The 18267-nt window shown below is 70.8% G+C and carries 17 protein-coding genes and 1 riboswitch; of the genes, 7 read left to right on the forward strand and 10 right to left on the reverse strand.

The features are described from left to right. The 5 genes from ADK36_RS31135 to ADK36_RS31155 form a co-directional block, all read right to left on the reverse strand. On the reverse strand, positions 1–1092 hold a 1092-nt coding region (locus ADK36_RS31135; protein ID WP_048585178.1), incomplete at its 3' end, for a lipoprotein. 54 nt (positions 1093–1146) lie between these two features. Beyond that, on the reverse strand, positions 1147–2160 hold the full coding sequence (locus tag ADK36_RS31140; protein ID WP_048585177.1) for an NlpC/P60 family protein: 1014 nt from the start codon (positions 2158–2160) through the stop codon (positions 1147–1149). 227 nt (positions 2161–2387) lie between these two features. Beyond that, positions 2388–3419 carry an NlpC/P60 family protein gene (locus ADK36_RS31145; RefSeq protein WP_048585185.1) on the reverse strand — a complete coding sequence of 344 codons (1032 nt, stop codon included), beginning with the start codon at positions 3417–3419 and terminating at the stop codon, positions 2388–2390. Positions 3420–3630: 211 nt separating this feature from the next. Continuing rightward, entirely contained in the window at positions 3631–4974 is a 1344-nt protein-coding gene (locus tag ADK36_RS31150; RefSeq protein WP_048585176.1) for an NYN domain-containing protein, read from the reverse strand. 36 nt (positions 4975–5010) lie between these two features. Then, the gene (locus ADK36_RS31155; RefSeq protein ID WP_030047674.1) at positions 5011–5250 is read right to left on the reverse strand and encodes a hypothetical protein; all 240 of its coding nucleotides are present in this window, start codon (positions 5248–5250) and stop codon (positions 5011–5013) included. 166 nt (positions 5251–5416) lie between these two features. Here ADK36_RS31155 and ADK36_RS31160 point away from each other — a divergent pair, with 166 nt between their 5' ends. The 7 genes from ADK36_RS31160 (at position 5417) to ADK36_RS31190 (ending at position 11806) form a co-directional block, all read left to right on the forward strand. Beyond that, positions 5417–6175, forward strand: coding sequence for a rhomboid family intramembrane serine protease (locus tag ADK36_RS31160; RefSeq protein WP_199830285.1), 759 nt, complete (start codon positions 5417–5419; stop codon positions 6173–6175). Next, positions 6172–6453 carry an Lrp/AsnC family transcriptional regulator gene (locus ADK36_RS31165; protein ID WP_048585175.1) on the forward strand — a complete coding sequence of 94 codons (282 nt, stop codon included), beginning with the start codon at positions 6172–6174 and terminating at the stop codon, positions 6451–6453. The genes ADK36_RS31160 and ADK36_RS31165 overlap by 4 nt, the downstream gene beginning before the upstream one ends. A gap of 77 nt (positions 6454–6530) precedes the next feature. Next, positions 6531–6824 carry a hypothetical protein gene (locus tag ADK36_RS31170; RefSeq protein WP_048585174.1) on the forward strand — a complete coding sequence of 98 codons (294 nt, stop codon included), beginning with the start codon at positions 6531–6533 and terminating at the stop codon, positions 6822–6824. Positions 6825–6871: 47 nt separating this feature from the next. Beyond that, a complete protein-coding gene (locus ADK36_RS31175; protein ID WP_234329944.1) occupies positions 6872–8311 on the forward strand; it encodes a sensor histidine kinase in 1440 nt (479 codons plus the stop codon). Continuing rightward, a complete protein-coding gene (locus ADK36_RS31180) occupies positions 8308–8970 on the forward strand; it encodes a response regulator transcription factor (RefSeq protein WP_030047679.1) in 663 nt (220 codons plus the stop codon). The genes ADK36_RS31175 and ADK36_RS31180 overlap by 4 nt, the downstream gene beginning before the upstream one ends. Before the next feature lie 81 nt (positions 8971–9051). Further along, complete coding sequence (locus ADK36_RS31185; protein WP_053199896.1) at positions 9052–10461, forward strand: SLC13 family permease; 1410 nt, start codon at positions 9052–9054, stop codon at positions 10459–10461. A gap of 145 nt (positions 10462–10606) precedes the next feature. Then, positions 10607–11806: a glycerate kinase gene (locus ADK36_RS31190; RefSeq protein ID WP_053199897.1), complete on the forward strand. Its 1200-nt coding sequence runs from the start codon at positions 10607–10609 to the stop codon at positions 11804–11806. Here the strand turns inward: ADK36_RS31190 and ADK36_RS31195 are convergent. The 5 genes from ADK36_RS31195 to ADK36_RS31215 form a co-directional block, all read right to left on the reverse strand. After that, positions 11761–13143 (reverse strand): aminotransferase class V-fold PLP-dependent enzyme, encoded by a 1383-nt coding sequence (locus ADK36_RS31195; RefSeq protein WP_053199899.1) that lies wholly within the window; start codon positions 13141–13143, stop codon positions 11761–11763. The two genes, ADK36_RS31190 and ADK36_RS31195, sit on opposite strands and share 46 nt — an antisense overlap. A 144-nt stretch (positions 13144–13287) precedes the next feature. Further along, positions 13288–13404: riboswitch (SAM riboswitch) on the reverse strand. An 85-nt stretch (positions 13405–13489) separates the two neighbouring features. Continuing rightward, positions 13490–14554, reverse strand: coding sequence for an anthranilate phosphoribosyltransferase (gene trpD, locus ADK36_RS31200; RefSeq protein WP_053199902.1), 1065 nt, complete (start codon positions 14552–14554; stop codon positions 13490–13492). Between the two features lie 186 nt (positions 14555–14740). Then, positions 14741–16378: a cytochrome b gene (locus ADK36_RS31205; protein ID WP_048585169.1), complete on the reverse strand. Its 1638-nt coding sequence runs from the start codon at positions 16376–16378 to the stop codon at positions 14741–14743. Beyond that, the gene (locus ADK36_RS31210) at positions 16375–17424 is read right to left on the reverse strand and encodes a ubiquinol-cytochrome c reductase iron-sulfur subunit (RefSeq protein ID WP_048585168.1); all 1050 of its coding nucleotides are present in this window, start codon (positions 17422–17424) and stop codon (positions 16375–16377) included. The genes ADK36_RS31205 and ADK36_RS31210 overlap by 4 nt, the downstream gene beginning before the upstream one ends. Further along, positions 17421–18233: a c-type cytochrome gene (locus tag ADK36_RS31215; protein ID WP_048585167.1), complete on the reverse strand. Its 813-nt coding sequence runs from the start codon at positions 18231–18233 to the stop codon at positions 17421–17423. The genes ADK36_RS31210 and ADK36_RS31215 overlap by 4 nt, the downstream gene beginning before the upstream one ends. Positions 18234–18267 lie beyond the last annotated feature (34 nt).

Consider the following 18267-nt stretch of genomic DNA (forward strand, 5'->3'; position numbering starts at 1 on the left):
CCCCTCATGCGCCCCCACGGCCCGATAGAACTCGGCGAGTCTCACCTCACCCCACCGGTCCGCGATCATCCGGCACGCCATCCACCCGCTCTCGTAGGCCCGCGCCAGATCACCCCCGTCCCCGGTGAAACCGAACTCCGCGTCGCCCGGAAGCTCCTCGGGCACCCGCCCCTCGGCCACCGCGCGATACAGCTCGGGCGCGGCCTGGGACGGGGAGCGGCCGGTGCCGAGGTAGCCGATCCAGTCGGCGTAGCCCTCGGAGAGCCACAGCGGGGTGGCGGCGCCGGTGTGGGCGCGGGTGGCGACATGGGTGGTCTCGTGGGTGAGGACGACCTGCTTGCCGGTGCCCCCGAGGACGCCGTACGCGTCGGGATTGACGATGATCCGGTCCGCGGGCGCGCTCGCCGGCGCACCGGTCTCCCCGGTGGTGACCGCGGCGATCCCCCGGTAGGAGGACGCGGGCGCGCCCAGCAGCCCGGCCATCCCGGTCAGCGACTTCGGTACGAGGACGACGACGCGCCGCGGCCAGTCCGTGCCCCACGCCCGGGACACGGCCGGCACCGCGTGGTCCGCCAGCTCGGCGTACGAGCGCAGCCTCGCGTCGGACTGCCCGACGCCCAGGACGAGGCTGTCCTCACCCCGTACCACGCTGACCTCGCCCTGGTCCCACAGCTGCTGGGCGGAGCCCTTCGCGGGCCGCTCGGCCTCGACGTACCACCGGCCCTCCAGGTCCAGGCTCAGACTCAGGGTGCGGCCGACGCTGACGGGGGCCCGGTCGTAGCCCTGGACGCGATAGCGGAGCTCGGCCTCGGCGAGCGCGGTGTCGCCGGTGCGCCGCACGCTGGTCAGGCGGTACGACCAGGCAGCGAGGGGCATCGCGCGCAGGTTGCCGTACCGGTCCCGCGCGCCCGTGCGCAGATACGCCGCCTCGTCCCGGTCGAGGATCGCGCCCGCCCGCCGGTCGAGGACGCGCTGCACCTCGGCCTTGGTGCTGTCGGTGGCGGGCCGCCCGCCGCAGCCCACCAGCGAGACGAGCAGCAGACAGAGCGCGATGACGACTCGCGTTCCCGACGCCCGCCTTCGACCAGCCATTTCCCGATCGTACGGCGGGGTGGGCGCGGAGGTCAGACCCGCGTCCGACCCGGCTCAGACCCTCGTGACCGTCGCGCCCGGCATCATGCCCACCGGGTCGTAGCGCACCGGGGCGCCCGGGTAGGGCGCGTGGATCACCTGGCCGTTGCCGGCGTACATCCCGACATGGCTGGCGTCGGAGCGGTAGGTGACGACGTCGCCGGGCTGGGCCTCGGAGAGCGGGACCTGTCGGCCGGCGTACCGCTGGCCCTGCGAGGTGCGCGGCAGGGCGACGCCGGCCTGGGCGTACGACCACTGGATCAGGCCCGAACAGTCGAACCCGGAGGGGCCGTTGGCGCCCCAGACGTACGGCTTGCCCAGGGCGGAGTGGGCGGCGGCGATGGCGGCCCCCGCACGGCCCGAGGGCGCGGGGAGGTCGCCGAAGTCGGGCATGACGTCACGGCCGGAGCGGGAGGCGCGGTCGTAGGCGGCGCGGTCGGCCGCCGTGAGGGAGTTGAGAAGCCTGCGGGCCTGGGCGAGCTTGCGCTCGACGGTCCGCTTGTGGGCGGCGACGGTCTTGCGGCTCTTCTCCAGTTGAACGAGCTTTCCGGCCGCCTCGGCGCGCTCCTGGGCGAGTTCGCGCATGGCGTCCTGGAGGTCCTTGAGCTCGTCGGCCTGGTGGGCGCTGATCCGGGCGATCCGGGCGGCCCGGTCGAGGTAGTCCTCCGGGTCGTCGGAGAGCAGCAGGGCGAGGGAAGGGTCGAGGCCGCCGGAGCGGTACTGGGCGCCCGCCAGCGAACCGAGGGTGTCCCGCATGGAGTTGATGTGCTCCTGCTGGCGGGCGATCCGGTCCTGGGCGTCGCTCACCTGCTCCCGGAGCTTGTCGGCGCGCTCGTCGGCCTTGTTGTAGAGCTCGGTGGCCTTCTCAGCCTCCTCGTAGAGGTGGTCCACCTTGGCCCGGGTGTCGTCGTGCGGCGCGGCCGTGGCCGGTACGACCCCGAGGGCCGCGGCGGCGGCCGACATGACGCAGAGGGCTGCGTTTGCGCCCCGGTCGAACCCGGGCGATACAAGGCGGCGATGGGACCCCACGGGAAGCCGCTCTCCTTCCGCTGACGACAAGGACCTTCCCCGGCGAGGGGGAAACGCGGCAGACAGTAGCTCCGTGCCGGGGTGTCGACCAACGACCGCGGCGGGCACACAAAGTGACGCCCCGCCTATGACGCAGGTCATGGGCGGGGCGCGGGGTCAGCGAGAGTTGTCGTGATTCGCCCGTTCGGGCGGCACGCCGTGTTGATCTTGCGGAAGTTCGGCCGGGATCAGATCCGGACGCCGAACATGAACGGCATGTTGTTGATCGACTCGTAGCGGACGACCGTGCCGCTGCGCGGGGCGTGCAGCACCTGGCCGTTGCCCGCGTAGAGGCCGACGTGGTGCAGGTCGTCGTAGAAGATGACGAGGTCGCCGACCTTGAGCTCACCCATGGACAGGTGCCTGCCGTAACTGGCCTGGGCCTGCGAGGTGCGCGGGATGGAGACGCCGGCCTGGGCGTAGGCCCAGGAGGTCAGGCCCGAGCAGTCGTAGGAGGCGGTGCCGGTGGCGCCGTAGACGTACGGCTTGCCGATCTGGGTCTGGGCGGCCTGGAAGGCGGCCTGGGCCCGGCCGGAGGCGGAGCCGACGTTGCCCAGGTCCACGCGGTCGGCGGCGGAGCGGCTGGCGCGCTGCTCCTCGGCGGCGAGGGCGGCCTTCTCCGCGGCCGTCAGGGTGTTGAGCAGCTTCTGGGCCTCGGCGAGCTTGGCCTGGACCTGCTTCTTCTTCTTGCCCAGTTCGGTGCGGGTGGAGGCGAGGTCCTTGAGCTTGTCGGACGCCTCGGCGCGCTGCTGGGAGAGCTCGCGCTGCTTGCCCTGGATCTTCTTCAGCGAGTCGACCTGCTGGGCGCTCAGCTGGTCCATCGTGGACGCCTTGTCCAGGTAGTCGTCCGGGTCGGACGACAGGAACAGCTGGACGGAGGAGTCGATGCTGCCCGTGCGGTACTGGGCGGCGGCCGCGAGGCCCATCGAGTCGCGCAGCTCGTTGAGCTCTTCCTGGCCGCGCGCCACGTTGTCCTGGATCGTGGAGATCTCCTTCTGGAGCTTCTCCTGCTTCTCCTTGGCCCCGTTGTACTTCTCGGTGGCCTGCTCGGCCTCCTCGTAGAGCTTGTCGACCTTGGCCTTTACCTCGTCCTTGCTCGGCTTCTCGCTGGGCGCCGCGTTGGCGGCCTGCGAACTGATGGCCACGGCAGCAGCGGCGGCGGTGGTCAGCACGGTCACACGTGCTCGGCTCGGCTGCTTGGGTCGACGGTGGGACGCCACGGAGGTGAACTCCTTCTTCTGAGTGATCACCCGCTCGGAGGTTCGAGGCCAGACCCTAGTGACCTAGTTGTGATCAGATCAAATCCTCACACGAATTTTCTCGCCACACCCGTCATTCTTTACACACAACTCACATCGTGTGACACGGGCTTGACACTACGTTGTCCATGGTTGACGCCAATTCGGGCATTGCGCCGGTACATTGGCGTTTTCAGGACAGGCGCTTGAGAAGCACCGCAGAAGCCACCGGGCGGGCTCCGGCCCGGGCGACCCCGTCCGCGACCTCGCGGTCGGTCGAGGCGACGATGACCGGACGGCCCGGCGGCTCGGCGCGCACCAGCTGGCGGATCAGCTCGTCGGCGGTCACGCCCGGCTTGGAGAACAGCACCCGCACCCCGCGCGGCGGCGCGAGCAGGACGGGCGCGGCCAGTTCGGCCCCGTCGAAGACACAGGTCACCTCGGCGCCGGTCTGCGCGGCGAGCTGCGAGAGCTGGCCGAGCAGCCGCAGGCGCTGTTTCTCCAGCGGCATCTGGGGATAGCCGGTCTTGGTGACGTTGTAGCCGTCGACCACCAGATGCGCCTGCGGCAGCGCGAGGAGTTGGTCGAGGATCGCGGGGTCGTTCTCGGACAACGCCCGTGCGGCGATGTCCTTCGGGGTCATTCGTCCCGGTTCGACCGCGTCCACGGTCTCGGCGGGCCGTACGGAGACCGGCGGCAACGCCAGCTCCCGGCGCAGCCCTTGGGCGGCGTCCAGCATGGTGTCCAGGAGCAGCCGGACGCGCATGTCCTCGACGCTGCGCCCCTCGCGTGCCGCCTTGCGTGTGGCCTCCAGGGCGGCCTCGGCCTCCCCGAGCCGCGCCCTGAGCCGCCGGGTCTCGCTCTCGGCCGCGGAGACCTGGGCGTGGCCCTCGGCGCGTACGGTCTCCATCTCGCCCTGGACCTTGCGCAGGGCGGCCTCGCCGCGCTTGACGTCACTGACCGCCGACCGCAGCTTCCGGTGCAGCGACTCGGCTTCCTTCTTCGCCGCGTCCAGCTCGGTGCGCAGCCGCTCGGTCTCGTGCCGGGTGTGCTCACGGGCGTGCGCGAGCTCCTCGCGCAGCCGCTCCAGCTCGGCCCGGTTCTCCTCGTCGGCGCGCTCGGCGTCGGCCCGCTGGGCCTCCTCGCCGGCCGCGGTGACCAGCTTGACCCACCCGGTGGGCCGCAGAACATAGGCCGCGGCCGCCACGTCGAGCGGGTCCGCGGCCGGGGGCGCCGAGCCGGAGTCGAGGGCGCCGGAGAGTTCCGGCTGGGCCTCTCTGAACTTCTCCCCGATGCGCTGGCGGAACAGCGGATCGGTCTCCAGCGCGGCCGCCATCGCGTTGCCGGCGAACTTGGCCCGGCGGTTCGGGGCGAACCGGGCGTACTGCCGAAGTTGTGCGGGCAGTTCGCCGACGGTCAGCCCGCCGAACCCGTCGGACACGATCTGTACGACCCTGCGCCGTACCCCGTCGGGCAGCGGACGGTCGAGCACCTCGGCGGCGCCGTCGCCCGGCCCCCCGCCTTGTGTCTCCACCATCCGTCACACCCCAATGCTGTGCGGGGCCGGCTCCTGTCAGGAGCCGGCGCCCGGCCTGTCCACGAGTTCCACCTTGTCCACGGCGTTGCACCAGCGGCAGCGCACCGACTCGATGGTCTCACTGAGCACCTCGCGCTCCTCGACCTTGGGCTCGCCGGCCAGATCGAGGTGCATGTACTCCACGACCTTGGACGAGCGCGTCACGTCGAAGCGCGTGAGGTTGCCGCAGAGGGTGCAGCGCCACCGCGTCGTGTCGGTCGGCAGGGGAACCGTCATCGTGACTGTGCTCTTTCCTTCTAGGCCTTCTATTGTCCGCGACGCCCCGGGCTCCCCGGTGCGTGTGGCTCGTTACCCTACGGCCTGGCGGGTACCCGCCGCCCGTCCGTCCACGGCGGCGAGGCGGTCTGCGCGGGTGCGTCCGGTTACGTCATGCTCTGTGTTCATGATCGGCAACTGGCGCGTGGCGCGTTTCGGTGCTCGGTTCGCCAAGGCGGGCCGATCGGCCTTCCGGGCGCCGGCTCCGGTGACGTACGCCCTGATCGCCCTGTGCTGCCTGCTCTTCCTGATCGGTCCGGCGGCGGGGCTGAATCCGGCGTACGGCTCCGGCGACGGGCTGCTCGCCGCGCAACGGGCCTACTTCCACCGCTGGGGTGTGGTGCCCGCGGAGCTGTTCGAGGGCGCGCCCCGGGCCGCCCTCACGCCCGCCACGGCCCTCTTCGTGCACGGCAGCTGGGTGCACCTGCTCGGCAACATGCTCTTCCTCTACGTCTTCGGCGTGATGACCGAGGAACGGATGGGTCACGTCCAGTTCACGCTCTTCTATCTGGGCTGCGGCTATCTGGCCCTGCTGGGCTACGCCGCCGCCAACGACGACTCCACCCAGTCCCTGGTCGGCGCGTCCGGGGCGATCTCGGCGATCCTCGGCGCGTTCCTGTTCCTCTTCCCCGGGGCGCGCGTGACAAGCCTGCTGCCGTTCCTGCTCTTCCTGCCGCTGCGCTTCCCGGCGTGGGTCGTGCTGCCCTTCTGGGCGGGCCTGCAGTGGGTGGCGGCGGGGCGGGCCGCCCAGGGGCCGGGGGTGGCGTATCTGGCGCACCTGGTGGGCTTCGGGCTGGGCTTCGGCTACGCGTCGGCGCGATTCGGGCGGGCGACTAGAGTGAAGGCCGCCCCAGCTCCGGCCTCCGAGGGAGAGAACCAGCCGTGATCACCGCGATCGTCCTCATCAAGACCAGCGTGGACCGGATTCCCGAGATCGCGGAGCGCATCGCTTCGCTGGAGAGCGTCACCGAGGTCTTCTCGGTCACCGGGACGTACGACCTGATCGCCATGGTGCGGGTGAAGCAGCACGAGGATCTCGCCGAGGTCATCCCGGGCCGGATCAGCAAGATCCCCGGTGTCGAGGGGACGGACACGCACGTGGCGTTCCGTACGTACTCGCAGCACGACATCGAGGCCGCGTTCGCCATCGGCCTGGACAGCTGACCCGCGCGGCCCGAGATGAAGAGTTCTTCATCCTGGACTCATCCTCTCCGCCGGGTGCCGGGGGCAGGCTCGGTCGCATGGTCTTCTCGCACCGGATCGCGGCCCTGGCCGCCGTAGTGGCTATTCCGCTCGGTATCGCCGCGACCAGCTTCGCGCTCACCGACGCCCCGGAGTCCCCCAAGGTCCCGGCCAAGGTGGAGCTGGACAGCAGCTCTCCCACCCCGACGCCCACCCGGCCCACGCCGACACCGAGCGACGAGGTCGTCTCCCGGCCCCCGGTGACCGACAGCCCCACGAGCGACGACGATGACGACGCCCCCGACCGGGAGACCGGGGACGACGACCGGGGTGAGCCCGGGGACGACGGCTGAGCGCTCCGCCGGCTGTGTCGGTACGCGGCGGTGAGGAAGGGTGCCTTATGGCGACACCCCCCAGTCCGGTGCGCCGCAGGATCTCCGCCCGGGTCCGGATCCTGCTCTGGCTGCTGTTCGTCATGGCCGTGGGACTCGTGTCCGTGGCGACGACCACGCGGTCCATCCTGTTGCGGGACGTCGACCACCGGGCGAACGGGCTGCTCGCCCAGGAGGCCGGTGAGTTCGCCAACTTCGAGGAGCGGGGTGTCGACCCGGAGACCGGGCGTCCGTTCACCGACCCGTCACGGCTGCTGGTCGAGTTCCTGGTACGGCAGTACGCCGACCCGGACGAGGAACTGATAGGTCTGGTGGGCCGGCCGGGCACGACCCCGGCGCAGTACCGCCAGCCGCGTGACATCCCCGTCGCCGTTCCCCTGTACAAGGACGCCGACGCCCGCCGCCGCATCTTCGACTCGCCCGACGCCACGGGCACGCTGCACCGGGCGTCCGGCGAGATCCGCTGGGCCAAGGTCACGGTCGCCCGGGCGGGAGGCGAGGCGGAGGCCGCGTTCGTCGTCGCCTTCCACCCCGGGCGCGAACAGGCCGCGGTGAACGACCAGTTCCGCATCCTGCTCGCCATCTCCGGTGTCGCCCTGCTGATGACGACCGGCATCGGCTGGGCGGTCGCGGGGCGGATCCTCAAACCCGTACGGCTGGTGCGCACGGCGGCGGCGCAGCTCACCGAGCAGGACCTCACCCGCCGTATCCCGGTGCACGGGCGGGACGACATCGCCGCGCTCGCGGAGACCTTCAACGACATGCTCGACCGCCTTGAGCGCGCCTTCGCCGCCCAGCGGGAGTTCGTCGACGACGCCGGTCACGAGCTGCGCACACCGATCACCATCGTGCGCGGTCATCTGGAGCTGATGGGCGACGACCCGGCCGAGCGCGAGGAGACGATCCGGCTGGTCACCGACGAGCTGGACCGGATGAGCCGCATCGTCGAGGACCTGCTGCTGCTCGCCAAGGCCGAGCGCCCCGACTTCGTCACCCCCGAGCCGGTCCAGCTCGCCGAGCTCACCGCCGACGTCTACGTCAAGGCCCGCACCCTGGGCGAGCGGGACTGGCAGCTCGCCGAGGTGGCCGACGTCGAGGCCGAGCTGGACCCGCAGCGCATCACCCAGGCGATGGTCCAGCTCGCCCAGAACGCCGTACAGCACACCGCGACCGGCCAGGCCGTGCGGATCGGCTCCCGCGTCGACGGTCCGGGCGTCGAGCTGTACGTCGCCGACTCGGGGTGCGGTGTGCAGCCGCAGGACGGCGAGGTGATCTTCGAACGGTTCCGGCGCGGTACGTCCCGGCGCGGCGCCCGGGGCTCCGGAGCCGGGCTCGGCCTCTCGATCGTCCGGGCGATCGCGGAGGCACACGGCGGCCGGGTACGGCTGCGCGACACAGAGGGCGGCGGCGCCACCTTCGTCCTGCTCCTGGGAGAGGCACACACGTGAACCGCATTCTCATCGTCGAGGACGAGGACAGGATCGCCTCCTTCGTCGAGAAGGGCCTGCGCTCCAACGGCTTCACCACGACCGTCGTCGGCGACGGCGACGCCGCCTACGAGTACGCGCTGACCGGCGGCTTCGACCTGGTCGTCCTGGACATCGGCCTGCCCGGCCGGGACGGCTTCACGGTGCTGCGCGAACTGCGCGAGGCCCGGGTGACGGTCCCGGTGATCGTGTTGACCGCGCGGGACTCCGTACGGGACACGGTGGCCGGTCTGGAGGGCGGCGCCGACGACTGGATGACCAAGCCGTTCCGCTTCGAGGAACTGCTCGCCCGGGTGCGCCTGCGGCTGCGTACGGCGGCCAGGGCGCCCGAGGTGACGGTGCTGCGGTCGGGCTCGCTGACGCTGGACCTGCGCACCCGGCGGGCGCGGGCCGACGAGCGCACCGTGGATCTGACGGCCCGTGAATTCGTGCTCCTGGAGCTGTTCCTGAGGCATCCGGGGCAGGTACTGTCCCGCGAGCAGATCCTGTCGCACGTGTGGGGCTACGACTTCGACCCCGGCTCCAACATCGTGGACGTGTACGTTCGGGCGCTGCGCAAGAAGCTCGGGGCCGAGCGGGTCGAGACGGTGCGCGGCGTGGGGTACCGCCTGTCAGCGTGACGTGTCCCCGCCGCGTGAAGTCTCCTTCATGTGCGGCTCATCGAGGGCTCACGGCCGAGGTGAACCCTCGATGACGTGACCATGAACCTCCGACTGGGCGCGGCCCTGTGCGTGGCACTCTCCCTGTGCGCGCTGCTCGCCGTGCCCGGCAACTTCCCGGGGCTCGGCGCCGACGCCCGCCTCACCCTCGCCGTGTTCGCCCTGGCCACCTGCGCCTGGATCGCCACCCCGGTCGACGACACCTACATCGCGCTGGGCGCCGGACTCGCCCTGACGGTGACCGGGGTGATCAGCAGCGACACGCTCTTCGGCACCCTCGGCGACTCGACGGTGTGGCTGCTGATCTGCGCCTTCGTGCTGGCGGCGGCGGTGACCCGGACCGGGCTCGCGGGACGGGCGGCGGCGTTTCTGGTCGGCGGGGCGCGGACCGTACGGCAGCTCGTGCACCTCAGCACAGCCGCCCTGGTCGTGACGGCGTTCGCGGTGCCGGCCACGTCGGGGCGGGCCGCCCTCGCGCTGCCGGTGTTCCTGGCGCTCGCCAAGGTGCTGGCCGACCGGAGGCGACTGGTGGTGATGCTGGCACTGCTGTTCCCGACCGTGATCCTGCTGTCGGCGGTGGCGACGCTGATCGGGGCGGGCGCCCATCTGATCACCGTGTCGGTGCTGTGGCAGGCGACGGGTGACCGGATCGGCTTCACGGAATGGCTGCTGCTGGGCCTGCCCCTCGCCGTGGCCTCGTCCCACCTGGCCGCCGAGGCCGTACTCCTGACGACGACCCGGCGCGCGGACCGCAAGGGCGCCGTGCACATCACGCCCGAACAGATCCAGGAGCACAGCGACGCCCCGGTCACCGGCCCCTGGTCGCAGGCCGAGAAGCGGTGCGCGCTGCTGCTCGGCACGGTCGTCGTGCTGTGGTGCAGCGAGCCGCTGCACCGGGTGCCCCCGGCGGTCGTCGCGCTGATCGGCGCGGTGGTGGCGGCCTCGCCGGCCCTCGGCACCGTACATCTCAAGGACGCGCTGAAGACGGTGCCCTGGGCGTTGCTGCTGTTCATGGCCGCGACGATGGCGATGGGTGTGGCGCTCGCCGACTCCGGGGCGGCGAAGTGGCTTGTGGACGGGCTTCCCGGTGGAGTCGGCCCGGTGTTGTTCCTGATCGTGGTGATCGCGATCAGTACGGCGGCCCATCTGGTCCTGCAGTCCCGGTCGGCCCGTTCGTCGGTGCTGGTGCCGCTGGTGGTCGCGGCGGCGGTGGGGGCGGGGGTGAATCCGGTCGCGGCGGCGCTTGCGTCCACTGCGGCGGCTGGGTTCTGTCATACGTTGCCGGCTTCTGCCAAGCCGGTGACTCTCTTTTCCGACCTTCCCGGGACCCCTACCTACACGCCGCGCGACCTGTTGCGCCTGTCCGCCGTCCTGGCTCCGCTGACTGCCGTGCTCGTTCTGCTGTTTGCCGTGGCGGTGTGGCCGGCGCTCGGTGTGCCGGTGACGCGATGACGGTGCCGCGCATGTGTCGTCCTTCATCTGCCGCGCCGTCGTGGCTGGTCGCGCCCGCGCGGCGGAGCCGCACATGTCACAGCCCCGCGCCCCTGAGGGCGTTGCCGCAGCGCAGTGAGTTCACCCGACCTGCTGAGGAGATCTGATGCTGACCCGAGTCGTCGTAGCCCCCAGCGGCTTCAAGGAGTCCCTGTCCGCCCAGGCCGCCGCCGAGGCCATCGCGGACGGTGTCCGGCGGGTCTTGCCGGAAGCCGTGCTCGACCTGATCCCCCTGGTGGACGGCGGTGAGGGGACCGCCGCCACCCTGGCCGCCGCGACCGGCGGCCGACTCGTCGCGCTGCCCGCGACCGGCCCCGTCGGTGAGCCGGTCGGCACGCACTTCGCGCTGCTCGGCCCCGGCGAGCGGGACACGGCGGTGGTGGAGATGGCCGCGGTGGCCGGGCTGTCCCTCGTCCCCCGCGCCCTGCGCGACCCGGGCGCCACGACGACGTACGGCGTCGGCGAGCTGATCCGGGCCGCGCTCGACACCGGCGTACGGCGGATCCTGGTCGGCTGCGGCGACTCGGGTACGTCCGACGGAGGCGCCGGTGCGCTCCGGGCGCTCGGCGCCCGGCTACTGGACGCCGACGGCTTCGAACTCACGCCTGGCGGACGGGAGTTGAGGCGACTGGCGCGGATCGACCCGTCCGGCCTGGACCCGAGGCTGCGGGACGTCGAGCTGCTCGTCGCCTGCAACCCGTACAACGTGCTGTGCGGCGAGCGCGGCGTGGCCCGTGTCTTCGGCCCGCAGAAGGGGGCGACGCCCGCCCAAGTGGAGGAGTTGTCGGCGGGGCTGGAGAACTGGGCGGACGTCCTCACCCGTGACCTGGGGGCCGTGGGCACCGACCTGCGTCTCGGCCCCGGCACCGGCGCGTCCGGCGGTCTGGGCGCCGGCCTCGCCGCGCTGGGCGCCCGCCTCCTCCCCCGCTTCGACGTGCTCCTGGACCACCTGGACCTGGACGCCCGCCTCGCCCGCGCCGGCCTCGTCGTCACCGCCGAGGGCGCCCTGGACCACCAGACGCCCCGGGGCAAGGTCCCGGCCGAGGTGGCCCGCCGGGCCAAGCTGTACGGCCGCCCGGTGCTCGTGCTGGCGGGCACGCTCGGCGAGGGCGCGCGCGAAGTGCCGGGCGTGGACGCGTTCAGCGGGATCCTGCCGGGGCCGATGGCCCTGGCGGAGGCCCTCGTCCGGGCCTCCGAGCTCCTCACGGACGCCACCGAACGCGCCCTGCGGATGATCCTGCTGGGCGCCCGGCTACCGGCTCACGCGGAGGTGTCCGGCACGCAACGCCCGTCCTCGGTGCGGTAGTTCCACCGGGCGCCGTCCGTCACGAGTTCCTTCACGGCGTTCACGAACCGCTCGACGTGCTCGTCCGGCGTACCGGCCCCGAAGCTCACCCGGATCGCGTTGAGGGACTTCTCGCCGGGCGCCGCCTCCGGGGCACCGCACTCGCCCTGAGTCTGCGGGTCGCTGCCCAACAGCGTCCGGACCAGCGGGTGGGCGCAGAACAGGCCGTCGCGCACGCCGATGCCGTACTCGGCGGAGAGCGCGGCGGCGAAGTGGGAGCTGTTCCAGCCGTCGACGACGAAGGAGATGACCCCGACGCGCGGGGCGTCGTCACCGAAGAGGGAGAGGATCCGGACCTCGGGGACCTCGGCGAGGCCCTCCCGCACCTTCTCGATCAGGTACTGCTCGCGTGCGACCAGGTTGTCGAACCCGGCCTCGGTGAGGGCCTTGCAGGCCGAGGCGATGGAGTAGGCGCCGATGACGTTCGGGGAGCCGGCCTCGTGGCGGGCGGCGTTCTCGTGCCACTCGACGTCCACTCCCCCGTCCTCGCGCCGGGAGACCTTGCGGCTGGCGCCGCCGCCCGCGAGGTAGGGCTCGGCCTCGCGCAGCCAGTCGGCGCGGCCGGCCAGGACGCCGGAGCCGAAGGGGGCGTACAGCTTGTGTCCGGAGAAGGCGACCCAGTCGACATCGAGGTCCTGGACGCTCACCGGGTGGTGCGGGGCCAGTTGGGCGGCGTCGAGCACGATCCGGGCGCCGTGAGCGTGGGCGGCGGCCGCGAGCTCCCGTACGGGCCACAGTTCACCGGTGACGTTCGAGGCACCGGTGACGCAGACCAGGGCCGGGCCGTAGCCCCCTTCATTCGACACAGTACGGTCGGCGAGGGCGCGCTCCAGGGTCTCGACGGCCTGACGCGGGGTGCGGGGGGCGTTGAGGTAGGTGACGCGGGCGTCACGCCAGGGCAGCAGGGAGGCGTGGTGCTCGGTCTCGAAGACGAAGACCTGGCAGTCGGCCGGGAGGGCGGCGGCGAGCAGGTTGAGGGAGTCGGTGGTGGACCGGGTGAACACGACCTGGTCGCCGTCCCGGCAGTCCAGGAACTCGGCGACCGTCCTGCGGGCGTTCTCGAACAGGTCGGTGGACAGCTGCGAGAGGTACCCGGCACCGCGGTGGACGCTGCCGTAGTACGGCGCGTAGGCGGCGACGTCGTCCCAGACCCGCTGGAGGGCCGGGGCGCTGGCGGCGTAGTCGAGCGCGGCGTAGGTGACCTCGCCACCGGTGACGAGCGGGACGGTGACATCACTACCCAGAACGGGCAGCTGGGCACAAAGGGTCTGGGCGGTGGCAGCGGTGAAGACGGACATGGCGAACTCCCGTGAGGGGCATGCGAGTTGAAGGCATGCGGAGAAGAGAAAAAGGGTGCGCGGAGGCGGGGCTCGGCAGCCCTATCGCATTCGCTTGCTCACGGAAGACTCCCTCGAACGACCAGGACCCCTGGTTTCGAGAGGGGCCCGCGCTTGCCGTAGACCTCGCTGCCTACGGCCTGGTCTTCACCCGGGGCACCCCGCCACGGACGGAGGGTTGCCGGACAGTCGGCCGGGGCCTCATGACTGTCACTCATGACCTGGTCCAACATCCTGCCATACGATCTTCGATGCGCAAGGGCGCAGTCCGGATGCTGGACTGCGCCCTGCGTCACATGCTGCCGGATCAGGCGTTGCTGGCAGCCACCCACCGGTCGAGGGTCCGCTTCGCCGCGCCCGAGTCGATCGACTCCGCCGCCCTCGCCATGCCGAGCCGGATCTGCTCCGTGAGCGGGGCGTCCGTCGGCTCCAACGCCACCAGCGCCGCCGCCGAGTTGAGCAGTACGGCGTCCCGCACCGGCCCCGGGGCGCCGTCCAGCAGGCGCCGGGCGACCTCCGCGTTGTACGACGCGTCCGCACCGCGCAGCGCCTCCACGGGCACCAGCTCAATGCCGACTTCGCGCGGGTCGAAGGACTCCTCGGTCACCTTGCCGTCGCGGACCACCCACACCCGGGAGGTGGCCGTCGTCGTCAGCTCGTCGAGGCCGTCGTCGCCGCGGAACACCAGCGCGGACGAGCCGCGCTCGGCCAGTACGCCGGCGATGAGCCCCGCCATCCGGGTGTCGAAGCAGCCGACGGCCGAGGCGGTGACGCGGGCGGGGTTGGTCAGCGGGCCGAGGAGGTTGAAGGAGGTCGGGATGCCCAGGTCCCGCCGTACGCCACCGACGAACCGCATCGAGGGGTGGAACTTGGCGGCGAAGCAGAAGGTGATGCCGGCCTCGTCCACCACCCGCGCCACGCCCTGCGGCGACAGGTCCAGGTTGATGCCGAGCTTCTCCAGCACGTCGGACGAGCCGCTCGCGGAGGACGAAGCGCGGTTGCCGTGCTTGACGACCTTCGCCCCGGCGCCCGCGATCACGATGGCGGACATCGTCGAGATGTTGACCGTCTTGGCCCGGTCGCCGCCCGTGCCGACGATGTCGACGGCCGGTCCTGGAATGTCCAGCGGCTGCGCGTGGGCGTACATCGCCTCGACGAGGCCGTTGATCTCCTCGACCGTCTCGCCCTTGGCCCGCAGGGCCACCATGAAGCCGGCGATCTGGGCGTCCGAGGCCTCGCCGCTCATGAAGCGGTCCATCGCCCATGCCGTGTCACCGGCGCTCAGGTCCTGGCCACCGAGCAGCGCACTCAGCACCTCGGGCCAGGAACGGCCCGCCGCGGTGTCGCCTCCAGCGGGGGTCACAGCGCTCATAAGCCGCTCCTGGGTCAGTTGTGGTGTCCCGCACTACGGGACGCGAGTCTCAACGGGGTCCACCCTATCCAGCCACGGGGTATGGCGAAGGGCCCCGTCCGAACACCGGACGGGGCCGGCGCACGGCCGAGGGCCCCGTCCGTGTGTCCGGACGGGGCCCCCAACCGTGGCGTAGCTGGCGCAGCCTCAGTGATGACCGTGGCCGCTCGTGATCTCCTTGTACTCCTCGACGGTCGGCTTCGGGATCTGGCCGTCCTCGTCGAAGTACGCCTTGCTGAGCTTGGCGCGCAGCTTCTCGGAGCCCTTCACCTTGCGCTCGACGCCGTTCTCGTCGACCGTCGGGCCGATCTCGAGCGGCTTGTACTGCTCGTGCGCGGTGAGGGTGTGCAGCGCGTCCTGGCTGAGCGGCTCGTGGATCTCGATGAACTCACCGTGCGGCAGGCGCTTGATGATGCCCGACTCGCGGCCGTGCAGCACCTTGTCCTTGTCCCGGCGCTGGAGGCCGAGGCAGATCCGCTTGGTGATGATGAACGCGAGGACCGGTCCGACGAAGAAGCCGATCCGGACGAACCACGTGACCGCGTTGATCGACAGGTGGAAGTGGGTGGCCCACAGGTCGTTGCCACCGCCGACCAGACCGATCATGTAGACCGTGACCCAGGCGACGCCGAACGCGGTACGCGTCGGGGCGTTGCGCGGGCGGTCCAGGATGTGGTGCTCGCGCTTGTCGCCGGTGACCCAGGACTCGATGAACGGGTAGACCGCGATGGCCATCAGTACCAGGCCGAAGAGGACCAGCGGGATGAACACACCCAGGACGAGCGTGTGACCCCAGAAGTTGATCTCCCAGCCCGGCATGTACCGGACCAGACCCTCGGCGAAGCCCATGTACCAGTCGGGCTGGGCGCCCGTGGACACCTGGTCCGGACGGTAGGGGCCCATGGCCCAGATCGGGTTGATCTGCGCGACCGCCGCGATGATCGCGATGACACCGAAGACCAGGAAGAAGAAGCCTCCGGCCTTGGCCATGTAGACCGGCAGCAGCGGCATGCCGACGACGTTCTTGTTGTTCTTTCCGGGGCCCGCGAACTGCGTGTGCTTGTGGTAGAAGACCAGGATCAGGTGGCCGACCACCAGGCCGAGCATGATGCCCGGGAGCAGCAGGATGTGGACCGAGTAGAAGCGGGCCACGAAGTCGACGCCCGGGAACTCGCCGCCGAAGAGGAAGAACGAGATGTACGTGCCGACGACCGGCATGGACAGGATCGCGCCCTGGGTGAAGCGGACACCGGTGCCGGAGAGCAGGTCGTCCGGGAGCGAGTAGCCGGTGAAACCGGTGAACATGCCCAGGACGAACAGCAGGAAGCCGAACAGCCAGTTGATCTCACGCGGCTTGCGGAACGCGCCCGTGAAGAACACGCGCATCATGTGCACGAACATGCCGGCGAGGAAGATCAGCGCCGCCCAGTGGTGGATCTGCCGGATCAGCAGACCACCGCGCACGTCGAAGGAGATGTGCAGCGTCGAGCTGAACGCCTCCGACATGAGCTGTCCCTGGAGCGGGACGTAGGAGCCGTGGTACTCCACCTCGTTCATCGACGGGTGGAAGAACAGCGTCAGGTACACACCCGTGAGGATGATGATGATGAAGCTGTAGAGGCAGACCTCGCCCAACATGAACGACCAGTGGTCGGGGAAGATCTTGCGCATGTTGGCCTTGGCCAGGGAGTAGATCCCGAGCCGGCCGTCGGCCCAGTCGGCGACGCGCTCGCCGGCCGGTGCCTTCCCGCGAGAGCGGGACTCGGTGGTCTCTGTAGTGCTCATCCGCGCTCCCAGAATGCAGGACCGACGGGCTCTTCGAAGTCGCCGAGCGCCTCGAGGTAGCCCTCGTCGTTCACGCCGATGCGCAGCTGCGGCAGGGCGTGACCGGCCGGGCCGAAGATCACTCGGGCACCGTCGGAGAGGTCGAAGGTGGACTGGTGGCAGGGGCAGAGCACGTGGTGCGTCTGCTGCTCGTACAGGGAGATCGGGCAACCGACGTGGGTGCAGATCTTCGAGTACGCGACGATGCCCTCGTGCGACCACTCGAGCTCGCGCTTGTCCTTGATGTCGTCGGGCTGGAGCCGGACGATCATCAGGGCGGCCTTGGCGATCTCGTTCTGGAAGTCGTGGTCGTGCTCCTCCAGGTCCTCCGGCTTGGCGAAGGTGAGGGAGCCGACCGCGACGTCCGAGGGACGCAGCGGCTCGTTGGTGTTCATGTTGACGAGCAGCTTGCCCTTGGACCACAGGGTGTGGCGCAGCTTGGTCCCGGGCAGCGGGCCGAGGTCACGCAGCAGGACCACGCCGGAGAGCGGGAACAGGGCCAGCGCGCCGAACATCGTGTTGCGGATCAGCTTGCGGCGCCCCAGCGCGGACTCCTTGGCGCCCTGCTTGAAGTCGGCCATGACCTTGGCCTTGACCTCGGGCTCCGCCGCGATGGCGTGTCGCTCGTCCGCGACCTCCACGTCGGACATCAGCGTGCGGGCCCAGTGGACCGCGCCCGCGCCGATGCAGAACAGCGCCATACCGAGAGTCAGACCCAGCGCGAAGTTCAGCGCGTTGAGGTGACCGATCGGGAAGACGAAGACCGACTTGTCGTGCGGGATCGCGACGTACGCGGCGATGAAGGCGACGGTGGCCAGCATCGACACCGTGAACAGCAGGGCGACCGTGCGCTCGGACCGCCTGGCGGCCCGCTCGTCGATGTCCTGGATCCGGTGCTCGTGGGGCGGCAGGCCGGGGTCGGCGAAGGGGTTCTTCTCGTCCGCTACCGCGACGGTGGTGTCCTGCTCAGCGGGCAGGTTCTCTTCTGGAATGTCTTGGCTACTCATGACTTCTTGGCCTTTGCGGTCCGAGCGGCGACCCAGACGGCGACCGCGATCAGTGCACCGAGCCCGAAGATCCAGGCGAAGAGGCCCTCACTGACCGGCCCGAGGCCGCCCAGCTCCAGACCACCCGGGTTGACCGTCTCGTCGCTGTTGACCGCGTGCAGGTACGCGATGATGTCCTTCTTGTTCTGCTCCGACAGCGTGGTGTCGGGGAACGACGGCATGTTCTGCGGGCCGGTCTGCATGGCCTCGTAGATGTGCTTGGGGTCGACACCCTCGAGGGTCGGTGCGAACTTGCCCTTCGTCAGCGCGCCGCCCTTGCCGGTGAAGTTGTGGCACTGGGCGCAGTTGTTGCGGAAGAGCTCGCCGCCCTTGGCGATGTCCGCGCCCTCGGGGCCGTACTGCTCCTCGGTCGGGACGGACGGACCGGCACCCAGCGAGGCGATGAACGCCGCGAGCTGGTCGATCTCGGCCTGCGAGTAGATGTTCTTCTTCTTCGGGACCTGGGCGCCCTGGGAGGTGGCGGCCGGCATACGGCCCGTCGAGACCTGGAAGTCCACGGAGGCGGCGCCGACGCCCACCAGGCTCGGCCCGTCGGAGGTGCCCTGACCATCGGTTCCGTGGCAGCTGGCGCAGCCGACGGTGTAGAGCTTCTTGCCCTCCTCGATGGTGAGGGACTGGGCGGTTTCCTCGGCCTGCGCCTTGTCCGCGGGAGCGAACACGGCGTACAGCCCCCCCGTGCACGCCAGCGCGAGGAGTAGGACGACGACCGCCGCCAGCGGATGGCGTCGTCGTGCGGAGAGCTTTTTCACGGATTACCCCGGTGTCAGGATCTTCTGCGTCGAT

The organism is Streptomyces viridochromogenes (assembly GCF_001270495.1).
Taxonomy (GTDB): domain Bacteria; phylum Actinomycetota; class Actinomycetes; order Streptomycetales; family Streptomycetaceae; genus Streptomyces; species Streptomyces viridochromogenes_A.